Source organism: Bacteroides acidifaciens (assembly GCF_903181435.1).
Lineage (GTDB): Bacteria > Bacteroidota > Bacteroidia > Bacteroidales > Bacteroidaceae > Bacteroides.
This window is the reverse complement of the sequence record NZ_CAEUHO010000001.1, coordinates 2,367,597-2,392,075: the sequence shown is the minus strand read 5'-3', so window position 1 is coordinate 2,392,075 and position 24,479 is coordinate 2,367,597. Positions and strand designations below refer to the sequence as shown.

21 protein-coding genes, 1 tRNA gene and 2 pseudogenes are annotated in these 24,479 nt (G+C 41.4%); 18 read left to right on the top strand and 6 right to left on the bottom strand.

What is annotated here, in order from left to right; all coding sequences use genetic code 11:
- The first annotated feature begins 9 nt into the window (after positions 1-9).
- The 12 genes and pseudogenes from CLIN57ABFB40_RS10090 (at position 10) to CLIN57ABFB40_RS10035 (ending at position 11,757) form a co-directional block, all read left to right on the top strand.
- Entirely contained in the window at positions 10-975 is a 966-nt protein-coding gene (locus tag CLIN57ABFB40_RS10090; protein ID WP_175629936.1) for a glycosyltransferase family 2 protein, read from the top strand.
- Positions 976-1,239: 264 nt separating this feature from the next.
- Positions 1,240-2,130, top strand: a complete 891-nt coding sequence (locus tag CLIN57ABFB40_RS10085; RefSeq protein WP_175629935.1) for a glycosyltransferase family 2 protein — start codon at positions 1,240-1,242, stop codon at positions 2,128-2,130.
- Positions 2,127-3,212, top strand: coding sequence for a glycosyltransferase (locus tag CLIN57ABFB40_RS10080; RefSeq protein WP_175629934.1), 1,086 nt, complete (start codon positions 2,127-2,129; stop codon positions 3,210-3,212). The genes CLIN57ABFB40_RS10085 and CLIN57ABFB40_RS10080 overlap by 4 nt, the downstream gene beginning before the upstream one ends.
- 21 nt (positions 3,213-3,233) lie before the next feature.
- Positions 3,234-3,554 (top strand): annotated as a pseudogene (locus CLIN57ABFB40_RS10075) (IS66 family transposase); the annotation flags it as partial.
- 90 nt (positions 3,555-3,644) lie between these two features.
- Positions 3,645-4,637, top strand: coding sequence for an acyltransferase family protein (locus tag CLIN57ABFB40_RS10070; RefSeq protein ID WP_175629933.1), 993 nt, complete (start codon positions 3,645-3,647; stop codon positions 4,635-4,637).
- A 340-nt stretch (positions 4,638-4,977) separates the two neighbouring features.
- Positions 4,978-5,967, top strand: coding sequence for an MraY family glycosyltransferase (locus CLIN57ABFB40_RS10065; RefSeq protein WP_175629932.1), 990 nt, complete (start codon positions 4,978-4,980; stop codon positions 5,965-5,967).
- Positions 5,957-6,352, top strand: a complete 396-nt coding sequence (locus CLIN57ABFB40_RS10060) for a WbuC family cupin fold metalloprotein (protein WP_175630366.1) — start codon at positions 5,957-5,959, stop codon at positions 6,350-6,352. The genes CLIN57ABFB40_RS10065 and CLIN57ABFB40_RS10060 overlap by 11 nt, the downstream gene beginning before the upstream one ends.
- Before the next feature lie 840 nt (positions 6,353-7,192).
- On the top strand, positions 7,193-8,758 hold the full coding sequence (locus tag CLIN57ABFB40_RS10055) for an ATP-binding protein (protein ID WP_175629931.1): 1,566 nt from the start codon (positions 7,193-7,195) through the stop codon (positions 8,756-8,758).
- 19 nt (positions 8,759-8,777) lie between these two features.
- A complete protein-coding gene (locus tag CLIN57ABFB40_RS10050; RefSeq protein ID WP_175629930.1) occupies positions 8,778-9,341 on the top strand; it encodes a Crp/Fnr family transcriptional regulator in 564 nt (187 codons plus the stop codon).
- Between the two features lie 96 nt (positions 9,342-9,437).
- On the top strand, positions 9,438-10,610 hold the full coding sequence (locus CLIN57ABFB40_RS10045; protein ID WP_175629929.1) for an acyltransferase family protein: 1,173 nt from the start codon (positions 9,438-9,440) through the stop codon (positions 10,608-10,610).
- A gap of 155 nt (positions 10,611-10,765) precedes the next feature.
- Complete coding sequence (locus CLIN57ABFB40_RS10040) at positions 10,766-11,212, top strand: PepSY-like domain-containing protein (protein WP_175629928.1); 447 nt, start codon at positions 10,766-10,768, stop codon at positions 11,210-11,212.
- A gap of 41 nt (positions 11,213-11,253) precedes the next feature.
- Positions 11,254-11,757: a PepSY-like domain-containing protein gene (locus CLIN57ABFB40_RS10035; protein ID WP_175629927.1), complete on the top strand. Its 504-nt coding sequence runs from the start codon at positions 11,254-11,256 to the stop codon at positions 11,755-11,757.
- Positions 11,758-11,835: 78 nt separating this feature from the next.
- Here the strand turns inward: CLIN57ABFB40_RS10035 and CLIN57ABFB40_RS10030 are convergent, their stop codons facing one another.
- From CLIN57ABFB40_RS10030 to CLIN57ABFB40_RS10020, 3 genes are all read right to left on the bottom strand, one after another.
- Positions 11,836-13,044, bottom strand: a complete 1,209-nt coding sequence (locus tag CLIN57ABFB40_RS10030; RefSeq protein WP_175629926.1) for an L-serine ammonia-lyase — start codon at positions 13,042-13,044, stop codon at positions 11,836-11,838.
- 20 nt (positions 13,045-13,064) lie between these two features.
- On the bottom strand, positions 13,065-14,117 hold the full coding sequence (gene corA, locus CLIN57ABFB40_RS10025) for a magnesium/cobalt transporter CorA (protein WP_175629925.1): 1,053 nt from the start codon (positions 14,115-14,117) through the stop codon (positions 13,065-13,067).
- 86 nt (positions 14,118-14,203) lie between these two features.
- The gene (locus CLIN57ABFB40_RS10020) at positions 14,204-16,705 is read right to left on the bottom strand and encodes an endonuclease MutS2 (RefSeq protein WP_175629924.1); all 2,502 of its coding nucleotides are present in this window, start codon (positions 16,703-16,705) and stop codon (positions 14,204-14,206) included.
- A gap of 133 nt (positions 16,706-16,838) precedes the next feature.
- On the opposite strand from CLIN57ABFB40_RS10020, the gene CLIN57ABFB40_RS10015 reads away from it, so the two are divergent.
- The 3 genes from CLIN57ABFB40_RS10015 (at position 16,839) to CLIN57ABFB40_RS10005 (ending at position 19,047) form a co-directional block, all read left to right on the top strand.
- A tRNA-Ser gene (locus CLIN57ABFB40_RS10015) sits at positions 16,839-16,923 on the top strand.
- A 273-nt stretch (positions 16,924-17,196) separates the two neighbouring features.
- Positions 17,197-18,432 carry a site-specific integrase gene (locus CLIN57ABFB40_RS10010; protein ID WP_175629923.1) on the top strand — a complete coding sequence of 412 codons (1,236 nt, stop codon included), beginning with the start codon at positions 17,197-17,199 and terminating at the stop codon, positions 18,430-18,432.
- Positions 18,433-18,516: 84 nt separating this feature from the next.
- On the top strand, positions 18,517-19,047 hold the full coding sequence (locus CLIN57ABFB40_RS10005; RefSeq protein WP_007566738.1) for an ORF6N domain-containing protein: 531 nt from the start codon (positions 18,517-18,519) through the stop codon (positions 19,045-19,047).
- A gap of 27 nt (positions 19,048-19,074) precedes the next feature.
- Here the strand turns inward: CLIN57ABFB40_RS10005 and CLIN57ABFB40_RS10000 are convergent, their stop codons facing one another.
- Positions 19,075-19,263, bottom strand: coding sequence for a hypothetical protein (locus tag CLIN57ABFB40_RS10000; protein ID WP_175629922.1), 189 nt, complete (start codon positions 19,261-19,263; stop codon positions 19,075-19,077).
- Between the two features lie 418 nt (positions 19,264-19,681).
- Here CLIN57ABFB40_RS10000 and CLIN57ABFB40_RS09995 point away from each other — a divergent pair.
- The 3 genes and pseudogenes from CLIN57ABFB40_RS09995 to istB form a co-directional block, all read left to right on the top strand.
- Positions 19,682-20,062 (top strand): annotated as a pseudogene (locus CLIN57ABFB40_RS09995) (antirestriction protein ArdA); the annotation flags it as partial.
- 183 nt (positions 20,063-20,245) lie between these two features.
- Complete coding sequence (gene istA, locus CLIN57ABFB40_RS09990) at positions 20,246-21,811, top strand: IS21 family transposase (RefSeq protein ID WP_175628403.1); 1,566 nt, start codon at positions 20,246-20,248, stop codon at positions 21,809-21,811.
- Entirely contained in the window at positions 21,801-22,574 is a 774-nt protein-coding gene (istB, locus tag CLIN57ABFB40_RS09985; RefSeq protein WP_065539093.1) for an IS21-like element helper ATPase IstB, read from the top strand. Before istA ends, istB begins: the two co-directional genes overlap by 11 nt.
- Before the next feature lie 161 nt (positions 22,575-22,735).
- On the opposite strand, the gene CLIN57ABFB40_RS09980 is transcribed toward istB, so the two are convergent.
- On the bottom strand, positions 22,736-23,734 hold the full coding sequence (locus tag CLIN57ABFB40_RS09980) for a nucleotidyl transferase AbiEii/AbiGii toxin family protein (protein ID WP_175629921.1): 999 nt from the start codon (positions 23,732-23,734) through the stop codon (positions 22,736-22,738).
- Positions 23,735-23,743: 9 nt separating this feature from the next.
- The gene (locus tag CLIN57ABFB40_RS09975) at positions 23,744-24,445 is read right to left on the bottom strand and encodes a DUF6088 family protein (protein WP_175629920.1); all 702 of its coding nucleotides are present in this window, start codon (positions 24,443-24,445) and stop codon (positions 23,744-23,746) included.
- Positions 24,446-24,479 lie beyond the last annotated feature (34 nt).

Here is a 24,479-nt window from a genome sequence, read left to right as displayed (position 1 = left end):
AAAAGATATATGAGTAAACAAGTGACTTTTTCTATTATTATACCTGTGTATAATGCCGAAGGGTATTTGAAGAAAGCGATAGAAAGTATTATAGGACAAAGTTATGAGTCATGGCAATTGGTACTGGTTGATGATGGGTCTTCGGATAATTCAGGAGCGTTGTGTGATCTTTATAGTACTCAGGATGCTCGTATTCAAACTATTCATCAAGAAAACAGAGGGGTAGCCGCTGCTAGAAATGTTGGCATTCATTATGCAACTGGAGAATATCTTCTATTTTGTGATTCAGACGATTTTTATGAGAGAGATGCCTTGTCTCTGCTAAAGTGTCAAATTGAAACAGTTTCAGGAGGAGTAGATGTTATTTGTTATGGTTTGTATAGTGGAACAGGACATTCTTGGTGGCCGGTTGGACATCCACAATATATAGTATTGGACGAAAACTATATAGAAAAAGAAATTTTCCCGGAAATGTTGAATTTGTGTCCTAAAAGTAATAAAGACATTTTGCCGTTTTTGTGGAATAAACTTTATAAACGGGAGATAATAGAAAAGTATGGTATTCGTCTTAATGAGAAATATAGAAAATGGGAAGATAAAGATTTTTTAATGCGATATATGAGCAAGGCAAGAAATATTATGTTTATACATACTCCATTATATCATTATGTGAATGCAGAGAAAGAACGTTTATCGACTAAATATATAGCTGAAACTATGTTGATAGTTCCTCAAATATATAGGGCAATGGAAGATTGCTTTGGTGAGAAATTTGAATTGAGCTCATTTTATTCCAATCGGTATTATTTTGATATAATCTGTCGGTTGATTTTTGAAGCAATAGAGCAAGAGGGGGAGGCTTGCCGGAATGTGGTTGACCAGGCATTAAATGATTCGGTAATAGTAGGGTGGATTAAGGGTATTACACCAAAGAATGTTTATGAAAAAAGAATACAAAATGGGGGGGTAATGTAAAGGAAGATGAGATTTATGGTGCTTTTTATGATTATTATAAATATATATTGAGAAAGAAAAATAATATACCCTGTTGGAAAAAACTGTTTGGAAGGATAAGGTCTATAATGAGACTATTGTATGAAAAATTGACAGTTAAGAAATAAAAGAACGGGTTTTAGTGTAATTCGGTCTTGGCACAATTGGAAGGGTGTAAAAGAAGATAAATGGGGAAAAATAAACAATTTCGTTGGATTTTGATAATTGTATAACAGTAGATAATGAATGGAAACGGTCACTTTAACAATATTTACTCCTGCTTATAATCGTGCACATACCATTGGGCGCACGTATGAAAGTTTGTGTAGACAGACGTCAAGGGATTTTTGTTGGTTGATAATTGATGATGGTTCAACAGATAATACCTGTGAATTGGTGGAAGGATGGATAAAAGAAAATAAAATATCTATCCGTTATATTTACCAACAGAATCAAGGTATGCATGGAGCACACAATACTGCATATCGAAATATGAATACTGAATTGAATACATGCATAGATTCGGATGATTATATGCCAAATGACGCAGTGGAAAAGATTGTTGCTTTTTGGAGGAAATATGGTTCGGATGAATATGCTGGGATTATAGGACTAGATAAGGCAGATAAGGGAGGAATTATCGGAACGAGTTTTCCCGTAGATATGAAAACGGTTACTCTTTCAGACTTTTATCAGTTGGGAGGAAAGGGGGATAAAAAGTTGGTATATCGTACGGAAGTGATAAGGAAGTACCCGGAATATCCGATTTTTGAGGGGGAAAAGTATGTCGGATTGGCTTACAAATACATGTTAATAGATTTAGACTATAAATTGTTGACAATGAATGAAGCTTTAGTTATAGTGGATTATCAAAATGATGGTTCTAGTGCTAACATGTATAAGCATTACTGGCATAATCCCAAAGGATTTTCTTTTTTCAGAAAAACTGAAATGCGGGTAACACATAGCTTAAAGAGAAAGTTTGTAGTATGTGTGCATTATGTATCTAGTTCTATAATTAGTAAAAATAGAAATTTTATAAAAGAAAGTCCAATGCCGTGGATGACTATATTGGCTATTCCATTTGGGTATTTATTATATAGAATGATAAAAAGAAAAGTAAGTTTAGATAAATGAAGATACTTCAGGTTATAACTTCCATGCATATTGGAGGGGCGGAAAAATTGATAATAGAAATTACTCCCTTATTGCAACAGAAAGGTCACCAAGTAGATGTACTCTTGTTTGATGGGGTAGAAACTGCTTTTAAACAGAATTTGTTGGATAATGGAATATGTGTCTATGAATTTGGTAAAGGTAATTCGGTGTATAATCCATTGCATATATTAAGATTGGTTCCTTTTCTGAAGAAATATGATATTGTTCATACGCATAATACTGCACCGCAATTATTTGCAGCGATAGGAAGTGTGTTATGTTCGGTGGTGCTTGTCACCACCGAACATAACACCTCCAATCGCAGGCGCAATTGGAGATGGTATCGATTAGTAGACCGTTGGATGTATAATCGATATCGGACAGTTATCTGTATTTCTGATGCAGCGGAAAATAATTTGAAGAAGTATTTAGAATATTATCGCACTGATATAACAACTGTTTATAATGGAGTTAATATCCGTAATTTTATGGATGCAAAGCCAGAATTTGCTTTGAAACAACAATCTGACGGAAAGTTTATAGTAGTAATGGTGGCTGGATTTCGTTATCAAAAAGATCAAGATACTTTGATCAAATCTTTTCAATATTTGCCCAAAGATACATATGAATTATGGCTGGTGGGAGATGGAGAGCGAAGACAAATTTTGGAACAGTTGGTTGAAGAAAAGAATTTGAAAGATAATGTTCGTTTTTTAGGACTGAGAAACGACATTCCTCAAATTTTAAAAACGGCAGATATAGTTGTTATGTCTTCTCATTTTGAAGGTCTATCTTTATCTAGTATTGAAGGAATGGCTGTCGGAAGACCTTTTATAGCTAGTAATGTAGATGGGCTGAGAGAAATAGTAGATGGTGCTGGAGTTTTATTTTCACATGGAAATGCACAACAGTTGGCAAAAGAAATTAAATACTTGATGGAAAATAAGAGTTACTATAATCAAATAGCAGGGCAATGTATGGAACGAGCAAAAAAATATGATATACTCAATATGGTGAATGGGTATGAAAGGATTTATAAGAGTCTCATTAAAATAATATGATGCAAGTAGTAAACAGTCAAAAAAAAGGCTCTTAATTATCTGAATCGGTTCTGGAAAGAGATCTTTGCTTACTTGGATGGCAGTGAACTCCCGATAGACAACAATTTGGCAGAGCGAACCATTCGAAAGCTGACTACCCAGTGTAACAATTCACTTTATTATGGCAGTGATGCCGGTGCTGAGATGGCTGCAACATATCACAGTGTGATAGGAACGGTAAAGCTTCATGGCAGTTCTATCTGGAACTTCATCGGAACTTTTTTCAAAAATATCTTTAACGGGTGCAGGGATTATGTTAACATGGTTCCCGGTAAAATCATTTTGGCTACCAGCCAATGTTAAATTCAAAACTAATTAATTAACAAAATTCGGTTTAGGGCACAGTAATGTGCTCTTTCAAAGGGAATGCCCTAAATTGAGTGCTTACAAGTTATGTCTGTTCGTGATACAACTATTTTGAAAGGTATTGCTATTTTATTTATGCTTTACCTGCATTTATTTAATCAAATAGGCAATGTGGATTTGTGTGTTACCCATTTATCTGTAGGAAATACTCCTTTAGTCTATTTGTTTACCCGTTGCACTAATCCAGTCGCTTTTTTCTTATTGTTGAGTGGCTACGGACTCTATGCATCATATAAATTAGGGAAACGTGATTCTATGAGAAGAATAGGGAAGTTGTATGTACATTATTGGCTTACTTTGCTCATTTTCGTTCCTTTGGGTTGGTGGATACATGGAAGCGAGGTGTACCCAGGTAGTTGGAAACAAATTTTAGAGAATGTATCAGGATGGTATACTGGGTATAATGGGGAGATTTGGTTTCTTTTTCCTTATATGTTGTTGGTATTGACTTCTGTTCAATTATTTCGTTGGATGGATAAAGTGAAATTGATTCCATTCTTTTTATTGGCAGGAAGTCTTTACTTTTTTACCTATGTATTGGTCTATTTTTGGGGGGATTCTTATTTGTACACACATCAAGGGGGCTATATATTGGTGCTTTATTTCAATCTTCTTTTTCCTTTTTTGTTAGGTGGAATAATGATGAAATATAATATTATCAACAAATGTAAAATAAAAAAAGAGGTGGCATTGGCTCTCATTGTATTGCTCATGTTGATGCGCATGTGCATTGCGACTAGTTTTTTCCATGTATTTTTTGCAGCTATCTTTATCATATTATTTATGAGCCTAGGTAGAGGTAAATGGTTGGATTGCTTTTTGTATGAAATGGGAAGGCGGTCAACGAGTATGTGGTTTGTACATACTTATTTCTGTTATTATTTATTTCATGATTTCATTTATAATTTTAAAAATCCGTTACTCATTTTTACAGTCTTATTGGTTTGTAGTTATATTTCCGCTCTTGTAATTGATTATTTAAATAATAAAATTCAGAAACTTATAAATTTCAAATCTTAGAGATGTGGAATACTTTTAGAATATGTGGGTGTTTTCTGTATTTTGTGGATAATCGATTTGTGTTTTAGAATTAATGCATTGAGGACTTCATCTGTTTGGTTATATATAATTAAGTTTTTACAGAAACGCATTGCAATTATAAAAAATGACAAATGTTAACTTGAGTCTTATATCATTTTTATTATTATTTTCTTTTCGCTAAATACATTACTTTGGTAAAAGAACTAATGTTGACTTCAAAACTAATTTATTAACATAACTCGATTTGAGATGCAGTATAGTGCCTTAACCTTTAATTATAGGGAATTCCTTAAATTGAGTGCTTATTGTAAATATAAATATGGTCGTATATCTGTTGATAGCAGTATTATTGCTTGTTCTTGAATTGGCATATTTCAAGGTTGCCGATAAGTGTAACATTATAGATAAACCTAATTTACGTTCGTCGCACAGTTCTATAGTGCTGCGTGGCGGTGGTATTATTTTCTTGTTTGGCGCCTGGCTTTATGCCGCCTTTTATGGTTTCACATGTCCGTGGTTCCTGTTGGGGCTCACCATGTTGGGTGGCATCAGCTTTGCCGATGATATTCATTCGGTACCCAATAAATTTCGACTGATTGTACATTTCGCTGCTATGACACTCATGTTTTATCAGTGGGGAATTTTACTGCCTGAGTATTGGTGGGTGGTTATCATTGCACTTATAGTATGCACCGGCATTATCAATGCGTATAACTTCATGGACGGTATAAATGGTATCACCGGTGGTTATTCATTGGCGGTATTGATTCCCTTGTTGCTCTTGAATATGGAGGACGAATACACCGATAATAATTTCATTATTGTGACTTTGTTGAGTGTATTGGTGTTCTGCCTGTTCAACTTCCGTACCAAGGCAAAATGCTTTGCCGGTGATGTAGGTAGTGTCTCCATCGCATTTATTTTGCTCTATTTCCTGGGCTCTTATATTTTGCAGAGTGGAAACTATTGGGCTATAGTGCTGTTGATGGTATATGGTGTGGACAGTGTGCTTACTATCTGTCACCGCATCATGCTGCACGAGAATATTGGTAAACCCCATCGCAAACATGCTTATCAACTGATGGCTAATGAGCTGCATATTAAGCATGTGACAGTGTCCACCATTTATATGGCTTTGCAGTTGGTAATTTCTTTGGGTGCCATCTATCTGCCGGTGAACAAGTATCTGTATCTTGTGGTGGTATTGGCATTGCTTTGTGTAGCCTATATATTGTTCAAAAAGAAGTATTATCATTTGCACGAAGAGTATCTTCGTGCTAAAGCTAACGAAAGGAATGATGGAAATTAATGACCAATTACTTGATGAGTTGTTGTCTCAGGCTGAGACTAATGAGAGACGTCGTGTCAATCTTGATTTGCGTAATGGCGATGGAGACACTTCCCAACGTATGCTCAATGCCTTGCAACCGGGAACGCATGTTCCCATTCATCGTCACACAACGACTAGTGAAACTGTAATTCTGCTTAGAGGGCATGTCACCGAACTTTTCTATAATGAAAAAGGGGTTGAATGCGGTCGTTATGATTTGAATCCCGCGAAAGGTGTTTATGGTGTTCAAGTCCCCGTTGGAATGTGGCATACTCTTGTTGTGCATGAACCTTCTGTTATCATAGAAATGAAAGATGGTGCCTATGTGCCCATTACCATGGATGATATTTGGCAATACGAATAAGGCAATATTGGAGATAAAGTAAATAATTGTTTACATATGAAAATATTAATAGATAATGGACATGGAAATAAACTCTCGGTAAATGTTCGTCTGACAGTCGTTTGAAGGAGAATGCATATACTTGTGATATCGCAGATCGGGTGGTACTGAATTACAAAATGAAGGCGTTGATACTACACGTATTGTGCCGGAAGAAAATGATGTGGCGTTATCTGAACATGTGAAGTGTGTCAATGCATTCGGCAAAGAATGTTATATTGGTATCAATCCACTGTAATGCGATGGGGAATGGTGCTGAATGGATGTCCGCAAATGGATGAGCGTATTTGTTGGTAACAATGCTTCAATGAATAGCAAACGGATTGCCCGGTAACTGTCGTAAACTGCCTTGAACAGGAAAGTGAAAATCCGCCGTCCGTCTCCACAGGATCTTTATTGGACTGCCAATTTTTATATCTGTCAGAAAACGAATTGTTCGGCAGTGCTGGTCGAGAATTTCTTTTAGGATAATAAGGATGATGGTGAATTCCTTATTTCGGAACAAGAGAAGTGGTATGTCACTAATATATTGCTGGAAGGAATTACAAACTATTTAAAGGAATATTGAAGAAATATGTAGGTCCCTGAACTCATGATATATTCATGAATTCCCTGCATTATATGAGTTGGGAAGAATACAGCGGTATATTCCTGACTTATCCCCTCATATTGGTGTAAAAACCGATATGTGTTTGTATGTGAAATATATCAACTGTCTGTGAAGATAGTTGATATATTAGTTTTAGGGGGATATCGTAGAATTCGATATTTTTTCGTAGCTTTGTGACAAAGATTACTGATATGGAAGATTTGCAAAGATTATATCCCATCGGGATACAGACATTTTCAGAAATACGGGAAGAAAATTATCTTTATATTGATAAGACGGAGTATGTTTACCGGATGACACACTTCTCTTCTAAATATATCTTCTTGAGTCGTCCGCGACGTTTCGGTAAGTCACTGTTGACTTCTACATTGCATAGCTATTTTTCCGGTCGTAAAGAACTTTTCCATGGGCTGGCTATAGAGAAATTGGAGAAAGAATGGACGGAATATCCGGTATTGCATTTTGATATGAGTACGGCCAAGCATGTAGATAAGGAGCAACTGCTGCAAGAATTAAATCTGAAACTTGCTAATTATGAGTCCTTCTATGGAAAGGATGAGGAGGAAGTTAATCCTAATCAACGTCTGATGGGGTTAATCAAGCGTGCTTACAAACAGACTGGCAAAAAAGTAGTTGTCCTTATTGACGAATACGATGCTCCTTTGCTTGATGTGATGCATGAACGAGAGAATCTCAGTGTGTTGCGTAATATAATGCGCAATTTTTATAGTCCTTTGAAGGCTTGCGACCCCTATCTTCGCTATGTATTCCTGACTGGTATTACTAAATTCTCCCAGCTTAGCATCTTTAGCGAATTGAATAACATTAAGAATGTCAGTATGGATGAGCCTTATGCCGCTATTTGTGGCATTATGCAAGATGAGATGCTTACCCAAATGAAAGATGATATAGAGCAGTTGGCGAGAAAAATGGATGTCGGGTTTGAAGAAGTAGTTGTGAAGTTGAAAGAAAACTACGACGGATATCATTTCACCTATCCATCTCCTGATGTCTATAATCCATTTAGTTTGCTTAATGCTTTTGCAGATGGAAAATTTAATTCTTACTGGTTTGGAAGCGGCACACCTACCTATCTGTTAAAGATGTTGGATAAGTTTAACGTGGAACCTTCTGAAATAGGACGTAAGCAGGCAAAAGCTTCTGCTTTCGATGCTCCTACCGAAACGATGACTGCTATTACTCCATTGTTGTATCAGAGTGGTTATATCACTATTAAAGATTATGATAAGGAATTGGATATCTATACGCTTGATATTCCCAATAAAGAAGTGCGGTTAGGATTGATGGAGAGCCTTCTTCCTCATTATGTTGCCAATAATGCAGAGGAAGCCAATACTATGGTGGCTTATCTTTCGCGTGATATCCGGAATGGTGATATGGATGCCGCATTGCATCGTTTGCAGACATTCTTGTCTACTATTCCCCAATGTGACAATACGAAGTATGAAGGTCATTATCAGCAAATGTTTTATGTTATATTCAGTTTGTTGAATTTCTATGTAGACGTGGAAGTCCGTATTCCCCGGGGACGGGTGGATATGGTGCTGCGCACAAAGACTACATTGTATGTGATGGAACTGAAACTGGATAAGAATGCGGATATGGCGATGGGACAGATTGATTTGAAGAATTATCCGGAACGTTTTGTTTTGTGTGGACTGCCTGTCGTGAAGGTGGCTGTCAATTTTGATAGTGAACGTTGTACAATAGGGGAGTGGAGGATAGAAAGAGAATAAATATATGGACTCCTCTTCAATGAAAAATATCGTTAGCAAAATCAGGCAAATTTATCCGGTTTCCGACGAAGCTCTTCAGGCATTACAGGAGAATATGCAGCTTCGTTATTATCCCAAAAACACTTATATCGTTCAATCGGGCGTAACAGACCGTTTGGTTTATTTTATAGAAGAAGGTGTTGCACGTTCCGTGTTTCATCATAATGGGCAGGACACTACTACCTGGTTCAGCCAGGAAGGTGACGTGACTTTCGGTATGGATTCGTTATACTACAAACAGCCGTCGATAGAGAGCATTGAAACTCTTACGGATTGCCAAATCTATGTTATCCATATAGATAAGCTGAACGCCCTTTATGAAACATATATTGATATAGCTAACTGGGGAAGAATCCTGCACCAGGATGTGAATAAGGAACTCAGCCATATGTTTGTGGAAAGGCTCCAGCTCTCGCCCAAGGAACGTTACGAACAGTTTAACCGACGCTATCCCGGACTGATAAATCGGGTAAAGTTGAAGTATGTAGCCGCTTTTCTGGGCATTTCCATTTATACGCTTAGCCGGGTACGTGCTATAAAATAGCAATTAGCCGGTCTTTTTTGCTTTTGAGCAAAAGAACTTCGTTCGGCAAGCTGTATCTTTGCCATCTGAAAATATTAATTAAATAATAAAAAACAGATGTCGAACGTTTCTTCTTCAGCTTTTGCAGACACTAAAGCACATTATGATCTTCTTGACGGACTTCGTGGCGTGGCAGCCCTCATGGTTATATGGTATCATATATTTGAAGGCTATGCTTTTGCGGAAGTCAGTAATTCCGCTGGTAGTGGTATGATTGAGACTTTCAATCACGGATATTTGGCCGTCGATTTTTTCTTTATCCTTTCAGGTTTTGTTATCGGTTATGCTTATGATGACCGTTGGGGTAAGAGTATGACAATGAAAAATTTCTTCAAACGCCGTTTGATACGTCTTCATCCTATGGTAATCATGGGGGCTGTTCTGGGTGCTGTCACATTTTATCTTCAGGGATGTGTGCAATGGGATGGAACACACGTTGCCATATCAATGGTTATGCTGTCTCTTCTCTGCACGATATTCTTTATTCCTGCGATGCCGGGTGTAGGTTATGAAGTCCGTGGAAATGGTGAAATGTTCCCGTTGAACGGGCCTTGCTGGTCATTGTTCTTTGAATATATAGGTAATATCCTTTATGCCCTGTTTATCCGTCGCTTGTCGAACAAGGCGTTGACGGTACTTGTAGTCTTGTTGGGAATTGCGTTGGCATTATTCGCAGTCTTCAATGTTTCAGGTTATGGGAGTATCGGAGTGGGATGGACATTGGACGGCGTGAACTTCTTAGGCGGCTCATTGCGGATGCTTTTCCCTTTCTCTTTGGGTATGCTGTTGTCGCGTAACTTCAAACCCGTTAAGCTGAAAGGTGCATTCTGGATATGCGCCATTGTCTTGATTGCTTTGTTTTCAGTACCTTATCTGGAAGGTGCAGAGCCACTTTGCGTAAATGGTGCTTATGAAGCATTTTGTGTTATCATAGCTTTCCCTATTCTTGTTTGGCTGGGAGCGTCGGGAACCACTACAGATAAGAAGTCGACCGCGATATGTAAGTTCCTGGGAGATATATCTTATCCGATTTATGTGATTCATTATCCGCTTATGTATTTGTTCTATGCATGGTTGATTAAAAATAAGCTTTACACTTTGGGAGAAACCTGGCAAGTAGCTTTGTGTGTTTATGCATTGAGTATTGTGTTGGCTTATCTGTGCCTGAAGTTTTATGATGAGCCCGTACGAAAATATCTGGCTAAACGCTTTCTGCATAAAAAGCAGTAATTCATAGTCTGGTTTTTGATAATGCAAAGGATAGGAGGGATGGTTAAAGAATACAAAAAATGAGCAAACTCATAGTATTCCTAAATCTTTCCGGAATCTGTATCGTTATTTGCAGTATGAATAAAGTATAGTATGAATGCTAAAAAATAACGATTATGAAGAAAATTCTATCTTTGCTTGTGTTGGCTATTGTAGCCGTACAGTTCTCGTTTGCAACTGATGTGATAACAAAAGACATGAATCAATTGCCCCTTCCAGCGCGTAATTTTATCAATCGTCATTTTACGAAGCCTGAGGTGGCTCAGATTAAGATTGATAAGGATTTGATGGAAGCTACCAAGTACGAAGTGCTGTTGACGGACGGCACGGAGATTGACTTTGATAGCAAGGGAAACTGGGAAGAGGTAAGCGCAAAGAAAGGGCAGTCTGTCCCTGCAAGTGTAATACCCGGATTTGCTGTCGATTATCTGAAAGTGCACAATTTTGTAAGCGAGGGCGTGACGAAAGTAGAACGTGACCGTAAAGGGTATGAGGTGGAGCTGACTACCGGAGTCTCTTTCAAATTTGATAAGAAAGGAAAGTTTCTGAAAGCGGATGATTGATAGAGTAATAGTAAAGAATAAACCTAAACAAGAAGATAGCTATGTGGAGATTTAAGTTTGGCGCGTGGGCGGTAGTGTTGCTGGTGACCGCCCTTTCGTTCGGCGCATGTAGTGACGATGACGACGACCCTGCTTTGGTGCCGCCCAGTAACATTACCGAGGCTTTGAAGCAACTGTATCCAGCTGCTCAAAATATAGAATGGGAAATGAAAGGAGATTATTATGTGGCCGACTGCTGGGTGACCGATGATGAGCTGGATGTCTGGTTTGACGCCAATGCGAATTGGGTGATGACGGAAAATGAACTGGAAAGCATTGACCAGTTAGTGCCTGCTGTTTATACGGCTTTTCAGAATTCAGAATATAATACGTGGGTAGTGACGGATGTCTATGTATTGACGTTTCCACTGAATTCGACGGAATCTGTTATTCAGGTGAAACAAGGCAGCCAGCGTTATTCGCTTTATTTTTCACAGGAAGGCGGATTGTTGCATAAGAAAGATATCAGTAACGGAGATGATACGAATTGGCCGCCGACTGAATAGTTTTAACTCATAGAAACAGGAACGGGTGTCAAAAGGAAGTAAATACATGACCTTTTGACACCCGCTTGCTTTTTATAATTACATCTGCTGATAATCTTTTGCCAGTCCGCCTTCGCTTGTTTCTTTGTAGAGTGACGGCAGGTCGTGTCCGGTCTGTTTCATTACTTGCACCACTTTGTCGAAAGAAACACGGTGCATCCCGTCTGTAAAGGCTGAGTAAAGATTGGCATCCAGTGCACGGGCAGCGGCGTAGGCGTTACGTTCGATGCAGGGGATTTGTACCAATCCGCATACGGGGTCGCAGGTCATTCCCAAGTGGTGCTCAAGTCCCATCTCGGCAGCATACTCGATTTGTGCCGGACTACCACCGAATAGCTGGTTGGCGGCAGCCGAAGCCATGGCACAGGCAACGCCTACTTCTCCCTGACACCCTACTTCCGCGCCGGAGATAGAAGCGTTGAACTTGACGATGTTTCCGATTAAACCAGCAGTAGCCAATGCCCGCAAGATACGCATATCGCTGAAGTCGCGGCTTTTCTGTAAATGATAAAGCACGGCAGGCATCACACCGCACGAACCGCAGGTTGGTGCAGTCACAATCTTTCCGCCGGAAGCGTTCTCTTCACTTACCGCCAAAGCGTAAGAAAAGACAAGCCCTCTGGATTGGAGAGATTGCTTATAACCGGTGGCACGTATATAATAGGTAGAGGCTTTTCGTCTGAGGTTTAATGGACCGGGCAGTACGCCTTCCGCTTCCAGTCCGCGGTGGATGGCGTCTTTCATTGTGCTCCATACCTCTGCCAGATAGTCCCATATATCTTCGTTCTCACATTCCTTCACGTATTCCCAATAACTTTTCCCGGTACGTTCGCACCATTGCAGTATCTCGGTCATGTTGTTCATGCCGTATACTTCTGGGCTTTCGATTGTCGGGGTGTCGTTGTTTTCTGCCAATGCGCCACCGCCTATGCTGTAAACAGTCCAGTTCTCGGTAACTTTATTATTAGCGTCAAAGGCTGCAAATGTCATTCCATTAGGGTGGAAAGGCAGGAATACTTTGGGCTGCCATACGATTTCTACCGGAGCGGCAGGTTGCAGAGTGTTTATGATGGCTACATCTGTCATGTGCCCTTTTCCCGTAGCGGCCAAACTGCCATAGAGGGTGACTTTAAAAGAAGCGGCATCCGGATGACGCTCTAGAAACATTTCAGCAGCTTTACGTGGTCCCATTGTGTGGCTACTGGAAGGGCCTGTGCCTATCCTGTATAGCTCTTTGATTGATTTCATGACTGAAAGTGTGGTTTTCGTTAATACCAATTTTTCTTTTTGAAGAACAAATATACGATAATACCGATAATTCCCATCACAAACCAGGCAAATAAATAACCATATCGCCAATCTAATTCGGGCATCCATTTATAGTTCATTCCCCATACTCCGGCCAGGAAGGTCAGAGGAATGAAAATAGTGGATACGATAGTCAGCCGTTTCATGATGTTGTTCATCCGTAAATCGTTGTTGGAGATATAAAGGTCGACCAATGAAGAAAGCGTTTCCCGGCAGATTTCGATGGTTTGCAGTACGAACTGCAGGTGGTCGTTCACATCATTAAAGAAAGCGCGGTTCACTTTATGGATAAGCAGGTTTTCAGCACGCAGCAGTTTCACGTACTGTTCTTTCAGCGGAAGGATTGATTTTTTCATCAACATATACTGGCGCCGGAGTGCCTGAATCTGAACACCGATGTCGTTGCCTTCCGTGATGGTGAGCAGTTCCTCTTCCAGGTCTTCAAGAGCATCATCGATAGAGGAGATAGTCGAGATGTAGTTCGCCATTACGCTGTTCAATAATACGCTGAGCAGATAATCTGTCTGCCGGCTGCGTATTTTCAGCACATCGTTGCGCAAGGCCGCATTGACATCGTCGAAGAAGTCGGTTTCCTTTTCGAGGAAAGTCAGTACATAATTACTACCGAGGATAATGCATACTTGCTGTTGGAGCAGTTCGTCCAATTCGTCCTCTTCCTTATGTGCATTCGGGTAGAATAATTTCAAAATCAAGACTATATATTTGTCGTGCTCTTCGATTTTGGTGGGGTGTTTGGCATTCAGAATATCCTGCAATACAAGGAAGTCTATTTCAAAATGACTGCAGATTTCGCGGATTGCTTCCGTATCTTTCAGCCCATGCACTTGCAGCCAGTTGATTCGTGCGTTATCCAATGTGTCTTTGACGGATTGGAATGTGTTGCCGGACTTCTCCTGCATCTCGGTTGTATTGTACGTACAAAGATGGATATGGGTAGGAGTTTGGCTGTCTCCTGTGTAAATGAGTTTTTCGCTTAATAGATTATTTTTCATGCTTTATTCTCGTTTTAGAAAACCACCGTAGCAAAGGTAGTGGTTTTCTAAATGAGAACAAGTTCTTCGGATGTTTTGTTTACAGATTAGTCAAAATCGACTACCGTGATGCCGGCACCGCCGAACTGCACATGCTCGTCGGCATAATGTCTGACTCCCGGCACGGTGGACAGATATTGGCGGATAAGTGTACGGAGTATTCCGGTTCCTGTGCCGTGAAGGATACGTACACGATTCATGCCGACCAATATAGCGTCGTCGACGAAATAAGTGACCGCTTGCAGCGCTTCGTCTCCACGCATTCCGCGGACGTCGATGTCCTGTTTGAAATTCAGTTTCTTTTCATACATCTGGTCATGCGTCTGGCTGCTGACAAAAGTGCTTTTAGCAATTCCTTCCGTCTTTTGAACAGCGTTGCTACGTTCAAGCCGGTCTAGTTTTACGGTCGTCTTAATACTTCCGAAAGCGACAGTCGCGTTTTTACCATTGATTTCCATCACCTGTCCGACACTGGTCTGCCCTTTAATTTTTACATTGTCGCCGACTGCGATAGGAGTGACTTTGGGTGTGGTTGGAGGAGTGGCAGCGGCGGTTTTCGGTTCGTTTTTCTTGTTCTTCTTCCGTTCCTGCTTCTCTTTCAGTTTCTCCATTTTACGTGCTATCTTCTCTTCCTGCTCTTTGGAAGCCAGTGCGTCCAGAGAAGTGCGGAAGTCGGTCAGTTCCTGACGTGCCAAGCGTGTCTTTTCTTTTTCCGCCTGTGCTTCCTTGATGGTACGAATCGTATTCTCGATACGGGCGTTTGATTCTTGCAACATTCGCTCTGCCTCTTCTTTCGCCTGTTTGATAATCTCCTTCCGCGATTTCTGCAATTCTTCCATTTCCGACTGATAACGGGCGATAGTCTCTTCCATATGCTTTTCCCGCTGGCGGATCGTTTGGCGTTTGCCTTCCCAGTAACGCTTGTCGCGGACAATATCCTGTAGATATTTGTCGGCATTGATATACTCGCTTCCTACGATTTCCGAAGCATCGGCAATGACATCTTCCGGTAATCCGATTTTACGGGCAATTTCTACGGCGAATGAACTTCCCGGATTACCGATTTGCAATTGGAAGAGTGCCTGCATCAGATGGCGGTCGTAAAGCATGGCTCCATTTACCACTCCTTCATGGTCTTCGGCAAAATGTTTCAGATTTTGGTAGTGGGTGGTGATTACTCCGAATGTCTGCTTTTGATTGAAGCGTTTCAATACAGCTTCGGCAATGGCACCGCCAATCTGCGGTTCCGTACCACCGCCAAACTCGTCAATCAGGATGAGGCTGCGTTCATTACAGTTCTTCATCATAATCTTCATATTGGTCAGATGGGAAGAGTAGGTACTCAGGTCATCTTCGATAGACTGTTCGTCGCCGATATCAATAAAGATACTGCTGAATATACCTGCATGGCTACGCTCATGCAAGGGAATCAACATACCACATTGCAGCATATATTGCAGCAACCCGACTGTTTTCAGACAGACTGATTTACCACCGGCATTCGGGCCGGAAATAATAAGGATGCGTTGTTTCTGGTTAAGTTCCATATCCAGCGGTACGACTTTCTTTCCATGTTTGGCTAATGAAAGTTGCAACAAGGGATGAACCGCCATCGTCCAGTCCAACAGTTGTTCGTTTTCTACGGCAGGTTTCAAACTATTCGTTTGTATCGCAAAATAACTTTTCGCACGGATAAAGTCCACCTCTGCCAAAAACTCGTACGACTGAAGGATTTCCGGGATAGATGGACGAAGTATGTTTGAAAACTCAGTGAGGATACGGATAATCTCGCGCCGTTCGTCTCCTTCGAGTTCTCGGATACGGTTATTCGCTTCCACCACTTCGGCAGGCTCTATAAATACGGTCTTTCCGCTGGCGGATTCATCGTGTACGATTCCTTTTATTTTTCGTTTCAATCCCGGTGGAACGGGGATTACCAGGCGACCGTCGCGCATAGTGGGTGCTACGTCTTTGTCCACATATCCTTCGGACTGCGCATTGCGCAGAATACTGTTCAAAGAGCGTGAAATACTTCCCATCGTACTGGCAAGCTCACGACGTATGCGGGATAATTCGGTAGAGGCATTATCCTTGATTTTTCCATATTTGTTGAGGATACCGTCTATTTTCCCAATCAGTTGCGGGAATACGGCTATATCTCCCGCCAGTCTTTTCAGGCTGGGGTAGGGAGCGTCGTTTTCCTCTTCATCCTCGTTCCGGTGCAGGAAGCGAACGATGTCGCGGATTGTTTCTAACGAACGGCGCAGGTCGAACAGTTCTTGTTCGTCTAGATACATGCCTTCTATCCGCACTCGTTTCAGTGAAGGACGGACATCAAAAAAGAATTGGTCGGGAAATCCGTCCTCTTCCTGAATGATGCGAATAAACTCAGTTATTTGGTTTAATTTCTCTTCCACTTCTTCATATTGTTCGGAAAAGCTCATATCCATGACCCGCTCTTCACCTAAAGTACTGAGACACTTATCTTTTAGTAATTGTCTTATCTGGTCGAATCCTATCTTTTGCTCAAAATTTTGAGGGTATATCATATCTTTGTTCTTACTAATGGACTGCAAAAATACGATTTATTCGCGAAAAAATTATCAGAATGTTTGCAGATTTAAAAATGATTCGTACCTTTGCACCGCTTTCAACGGAAAGCACTTCTGATAAAGGAGTTTTGGAGAGGTGGCAGAGTGGTCGATTGCGGCGGTCTTGAAAACCGTTGTACTGCGAGGTACCCGGGGTTCGAATCCCTGTCTCTCCGCTGAACTAACCGGACAATACCGGACAGTAAGCAGACAAGTCCCACAAATTCAATGATTTGTGGGACTTTTTTTATCCCCTTATGTCTGCCTTAAAGTACACCTTTTCGCCCCTAAAAGACAAAGTTCGTAACCTAACTCGTACCCCCGACAAACAAAAACGGAAAGGGGGTACAGATTGTCCGAAATTGGCGAAGTCCTGTCGTTATTTGGCTTGTCTGCATGGAGCTCATTTTTAGAGAATTACAATAGTTTTGCAACTTAAAAAGTGAGTTATGAAATCGACATTCAACATTTGCTTTTACGCAAAGAAAGACAAGCAGAAAGCCAACGGTGCGTACCCCCTTTTCGCCCGTATCACAGTGGACGGCGTGGCAAGCCGTTTTAACACCAAGCTGGACGTGCTACCCTCTATTTGGGACGGCAAAATGGGCAAGGCTACCGGACGTACTTCGGAAGCCAGCCGCATAAACCGTATGCTGGATGATATAAACGCATCCTTGAACACCATTTACCACGAAATGCAGCGGCGTGACAATTACGTGACCGCCGAGAAAGTGAAGAACGAGTTTTTAGGTCATAGCGAGAGCCACGAAACAGTCCTTACCCTGTTCCAAAAGCACAATGACGATGTGAAGCAGTTGGTCGGCATATCCAAGACGATAGCGACATACCGAAAGTATGAAGTTACCCGCCGCCACCTCGCCGAGTTCATCCGCAGCAAGTACAACGTATCGGACATATCCATTAAGGAGATTACCCCTATGTTCATTACCGATTTTGAATTGTATTTGCGTACCGCCTGCAAGTGCGGCTACAACACCACCGCCAAGTTCATGCAGTTCTTCAAGCGTATCATCATCATTGCCCGCAACAATGGCATACTGGTGAACGACCCGTTCGCCAGTTACAAAATCCGGCTGGAGAAAGTGGACAGGGGGTATCTGACAGAGGACGAGATTAAAATCATCCTCAAAAAGAAAATGGTTTCCGAGCGGCTGGAACACGTCAGGGACTTGTTCATCTTTGCCTGCTTCACCGGGCTTGCCTATATAGATGTAGCCGGGCTTACGCAAGACAACATTCGCAAATCTTTTGACGGCAACCTTTGGATAATGACAAAGCGGCAAAAGACGAATACGGATGTTAATGTTCCTCTGCTGGATATTCCCAAGATGATTTTGAAGAAGTACAAGGGCAAGTTACCGAATGGCAAGATACTTCCCGTAATCAGCAATCAGAAGCTAAACGCCTACTTGAAAGAGATTGCCGATATATGCGGTATTAAAAAGAACTTGACATTTCACCTTGCCCGCCACACGTTCGCAACGACTACCACGCTGTCAAAGGGCGTACCCATTGAAACGGTGTCTAAAATGTTGGGACACACGAACATTGAAACGACCCAAATCTATGCCCGCATCACTAACAGCAAGATAGGTAGTGATATGCAGGGGCTTGACAAGAAGTTTGTCGGCATCGAGAAGATTTACAAGGAAGTCGCTATGTAATCTTGATTGTTGGTAACTGGTCACAATTTGTGACCAGTCCTTACTATTATTCCAACATTACTAAATCTCCTAAAATATACGATTATGGACTTACAGATTATCCAAAACAAAATTTTTGAAGTCAGAGGTTGCCGGGTGATGCTCGATTATCATTTGGCAGAACTCTACCAAGTGGAAACACGAGCCTTGAAGCAGGCGGTCAAGCGCAATATCGAGCGTTTTCCCAGTGATTTTATGTTTGTTCTCACCAAAGAGGAAGCTAACTTATTGTTGTCCATAGGGGTATCACAAAATGTGATACCTCCTGATTATAACTTCGGTGTAGCCATGCCTATGGCTTTCACCGAACAGGGCGTAGCCATGCTTTCTTCGGTGCTCCGTTCCAAAATAGCCATAGAGGTGAACATTTCAATCATGCGGGCTTTTGTCCTCATGCGCCAAATGGTAATCGGCTACGAGGAACTATTAAGGCGCATCGAGGAACTGGAGGTAAGCACCGATGCACAGTTTAACGAGCTATATCAAGCCCTTACCCAACTTCTAAGCCAGTCGAAGCAACAGAAAGAACGCCGTCCGGTAGGTTTCGTTACCTATAACCGTGACAAAGACGAATAGGTAACGATTTCGGTAACGATTTTCCACCTAACAAACTATATCCCAATAAAATACACCTTCCAACTTGCGGGCAGTCCACCGACTACCCGCATTTTTATATCCTTTTCCAACTGGCACATTCCCCGAAACGCCAGCCGTGCGTGGCATGGCTGACTGTATTTCGTGAAAAGAGCCGTTGGAAACCCGCACAAGCGTACCGCAAGATGAACTTGCCATACCCTTGCCTTTCCCGCCCGCATGGAGTGTTCCCTAAAGGATGAAAGGGAACAAGCACTTTTTCCCTGTTTCCCTATCTGTAAATCTTCCTCATTATGCAGTCCCCCAGCCGGGACAGCCGTTTTTATCATTTCAATAGGCAAAGGTAGTTACGTGTTCTTCACGATTTTGCAAGGTCGAGCCGTTCCGGTTTGGCGAAAAAATCTTCCCTGCCCTGCGAGGTATTTTTTGCCCAAAACCTTGCAAACTCTAAACACTACCCTTTTACGCCTATGTGAAACGAAAACGACCGACCCGACCGGAAGACGCATAAAAAAAAAAGTCGGATTTACGGGAAACAGGAAAAAAGTTCAGTGAAACTTCAACTCCCTCACCTCTCAAATCCGCATAAAAATAAAAACTTAAAAATTGCAGCAATATGGAATCAAAGGTATTATCGGAAGCAAGAGTTTATGTAGGCACTTACGCCAAGTACAACAACGGTTCTTTGTTTGGGGCATGGCTCGACTTGTCGGACTATTCGGACAAGGAAGAATTTTACGAAGCCTGCCGGGAACTTCACAAGGACGAGGAAGATGCGGAATATATGTTTCAGGATTACGAGAATATCCCGGAAGCCCTGATTTCCGAAAGCTGGATTTCTGAAAACTTCTTTTCCTTGCGTGATGCGGTGGAGGATTTGAGCGACACCGAGCAGGAAGCCTTTTTCGTGTGGTGCAACTACAAAAGCCATGATTTGAGCGAGGAAGATGCGGACGACCTTGTACGTGATTTCCGGGACGAGTATCAGGGGGAATATTGGAAAATTTAAAGTCGATTGACCCACTATTATAAAAGTCTTCTGACCCACCTTTATAACCGAAACTGATCCGCTGTGATTATAATAAAAATTGCCCCTGTATAATTACCATATTTCAGTCTTGTTTTCGTACTTTACAAAGCATTTTAACCCGGTATTATTAACTGAATAAAATTTTAAAGAATGAAAATAAGAATCAAGCACATACTGCGGTGTTATCAGTCAGGAATGAGTATCCGCGGTATCAGTTCTTCTCTCCTTGTTTCACGTAATACAGTCAAACGTTATATCCGTATATACGAAGATATGGGTATAGAACTTGAGCGTCTGTTGAAAATGGACGAGCAGCATCTGCATGAGCTTTTCGGTACGGAGACTGACAAAGAATCGTCTGGCTCTGCAGAGTATAAGTATCTTCAAGAACGTATACCTGATTACATGAAACGACTTAAGGTCCGTGGGACAACAAGAAGGTCTTTGTATGAGGAATATCTTAAAAATCGTCCACAAGGTTACAGCTACTGTTCTTTTTGTTTATATATCAGACGAGAAAGGGAAGTAAAGATTCCTGTTGGACGCATAGATCATATAGCCGGTGATCAGATGTATGTGGATTTTGCCGGCGACAAACTTTATCTCTCATACGAAAAAACAGGCAATAAGGTTCCCGTAGAAGTATTTGCCGCTATACTTCCATGCAGCCAGATTACTTATTACGAGGCTGTACCATCACAAAAGAAAGAACACCTTATCCAGGCATGTGAAAATGCTTTCCATTATTTTGGAGGTGTCCCCAATGCCATAGTTCCAGACAACCTGAAATCAGCCGTAACAAAGCCTGGAGGTGTTGAACCTGTAATCAATGACGACTTTGCTGCATTTGCAGACCATTATGGATGTGTTGTCTTCCCGGCAAGAGTACGAAAGCCTAAAGACAAAGCTCTGGTTGAGAATGCTGTAAGACTGCTCTACAGGGAGGTGTATTCAAAGATGACGGGATTGAAATTCAATGATCTTGAAGCCTTGAACATAGAAATAATGAAGCATACGGATGCGTTGAACAGCCGAAAGATGTACAATCGCAACTACAGCCGTCGGGAACGTTTCCTCGAAGTCGAGAAAGACAGGCTGCATACATTGCCGGCAACAAAATTTATATCAAAAAGCCGGAAAACGGCAACTGTCATGAGAAACAGTTATGTATCGCTTAACAATCACTATTACAGTGTTCCTAAAGAGTATATCGGCGATACTGTAGAATTACTGTATGATGGGGACACAGTGGAGATATATCATAAGTTCAGACACATAACGACACATCGCAGGGATGATACACCTTTCACTTATTCAGAAAAACCGTCCCACAAACTTTCGGGAGTGCTACATGAATACAGAATCAGAATGGATGATATATACCGCAAGGCATGTGAAATTGATCCGGTATTGGAAGAGTACATAAAGCGTGTGGCCGTTGCCAAGAAATATCCGGTCCAGGCCGTACGTTCAGCCGATGGTATATTAAGTCTTGTGGAGCGTTTCGGACATGACAGGGTGGTTCTTTCATGCCAGGTGGCAATGGAATTCGGTATGTTCGGGTACAACGAACTTGAAAGTATTCTGGTAAACAGGGAAGATGAGAAGTATCATGTACAGATGGAGGGACAGGCTCCCGAACTTACCCCCAAACACAGAAATCTCAGAGGCAAGGATTATTTTAACTCTAAAAACATGGATAAAAATGACAAGTAATAATAAAACAAGCAGAACTGTCGGAAAAAATATGGACAGAATAATGGAACTACTCTCCAAGTTACGTTTTTACGGCATGCTTGAAACATATAGAAATGACTGCAGGACCACATCCTCTGATGGTATGACAAACGATGAGTTTCTTAAATGGCTTCTTGAAAGCGAATATGATTACAGACGCAATGTAAGCATTGAGAGACTGATAAAGTCTGCAAACTTCAGATATAAGGCATATATGGAAAAAATAGACTATACCATAAAACGTAACCTTGACCGTAACCAGCTTGAGAGACTTGCATCTCTTGATTTTATAAGAGACGGACAGAATGTTTTCATCACGGGAAGCTCCGGTACAGGTAAAAGCTATATAGCTTCAGCCATAGGATATGAGGCATGTAAGAATGGAATAAAGACTTTGTATTCAAATGCGTCAAAGCTTATGGGACAGCTTAAAATTGCCAAAAACAAGGGCACTATAGAATCTGAGATGAAAAAAATAGAAAAGTGTCAACTGCTGATTCTTGACGATCTGTTTCTTATAGGACTGGATGCCAGGGAAAGGTCAATCCTTATGGAAATAATAGAAGACAGACACGGATTAAAATCAATCATAATAACATCACAACTTCCTGTCGAAAGCTGGTATGATGCAATTGGTGATCCTACAGTAGCTGACGCAATCCTGGACAGAATTGTACATACAGCACACAAGATTGAACTTACCGGGGATTCTGTAAGAAAGATTAATGCTAAAAAGAAATAGTATATATTGTAGATTATTATAATTGAAAATGACCCGGGTTAAAATGCATTTTTCTTTATTTAAATCTAATATTTTTTTGATGGGTCAATTTAGAGTATAATAGTGGGTCAATCGACTTTAAATTTTCCAGGTAAAACATCTTCTTTTCACAATTGCCATAATTATATACTATTCCGATAAATTTCAAATTTAACCAGTATTTCGTGCAAGTTCTTCAATGCTTCCACAGCCTTGCCTATCGGCGGCATCTTGCTTTTGTCAAAGGTCAGTTTCTTCAAATCGGTAATGTACGCCGTAGCCACTTCGGGTAACGCCATGACCGCTTCGGCATCCTTGAATATCGGTGCATCAGCCAGCGACAAGTGCGAACAGGAGTTTTTGTTTAGCCCGTCCTCTATCGTCACCCGGTACATGGCATCCAAGAAATCTTCCGAATGTAGGTAATCGTTATATTCCTGATTGTGGTAGAGTGCCGACAAGTCGTAAACGTCACGGATATGCTTTGCCAGCAGTGCGGCTGCATCCTCATTGTAAGACAGCTTTACCAGCCTTGAAACCTTGTCGCAGATAGTCTTTCGGGGGTTGATGCACTGCGTTTCAAAACTTCCCAACCCGTAGGTGCTTATCAGTTCCTCTTGCCCGATACTTTCAAGAAAGGCGGTCACAATCGATTTGATAACCCGCTTGTCTGCCGGATAGAACATTAGTTTTTTGTCCGGCAGGTCACAAGACTTTATTTCTACTTCCAAATGTTCTTTCAGTCCCACACCCTGAAATACATTGTCATAAGAAAAATACAGTTTGCGGTAATTACCGCCCGTTTCCGACAAATCTTCCTTGTATATGTCACTGTTGAGTTCGGCTATGTATTTGGAAAGTTTCTTGTTCAAAGTCTTTTCCGCCTGCTTGGACGCACCTTTATCTCCCGTGAACACGAACAAGTCCAAATCTTCCGAGAAGCGTTCTATCAGCCCGTAGGCTTTGGAAAGTGAAGTTCCGCCTTTGAAGTAGGTCTTATCCGCATATTCGGACATGGAAATATCCCGCAGTATCTTCGATACCCAGTAATCCTTTTCCACGTGCGACTGCTCGTAGCCGAAATGTTCAGCCGCCAGTGCGATGATTTCCTTGAACGCTTCCTTGTCCGAATGTAAATTCATATTTCTGTCCTATGCCGTTTTATAATCCAAGTTGAACCGTGTCGTGGGAAGAATGGTCTTTGCCATTTCCGTTTGCAATACGGTTTGTCTGATGTCGCCCAGTATGTCTGCCACCACCTTTCTGACACGTGGCGGGTAACTTTTCGCCAAAGATACGATTTTTTCCAGTTCCGGCAGGCTGTACCCGTTGAAATATTGGCTTTTGACCCGGTTGTAGATGTCCTGTCCGGTTGTTCCGGGTATGCGCTTCATGTCCTTTATCGCATCGAGCAGCCGCAAGTACGGGACAAGGCTTTCATCCGGATAGTCCATACAGTAGGTTTTCACGCACTCTATATCCAAGTTCTTGAAACGGAAACGGCGAACCGGGTTTGGAGTGGCTATCGTTATGGTTGTAGCGACCTGTTCGGTCAGCCCCATTTTATTATAGACGTAAGCCCCCGTGATATAGCCATTCAGTTTTTCGGTAAGATAACGAAACTGTTCATCCTGATAGACGGGCAGCTTCCCCAATCCTAAGACCGATTTCTTGGGGCGGTAGTACGCCCCTTTTTCAACCCGTACCAGTACCCCTTTGCGGCTCTGTTCGGAGAGCAGCACCGCAACATTGGCGGTCTTTTCCGTTTCAAACGACAAATCCCGGAACGTGAATATACGCCCGGTATCTATCCGTTCAATCTGCCCAAGTATCTCTTTCCTGAATGAAGCCATATTTATGTACTTTGTTTCTATACTGCAAAGATAG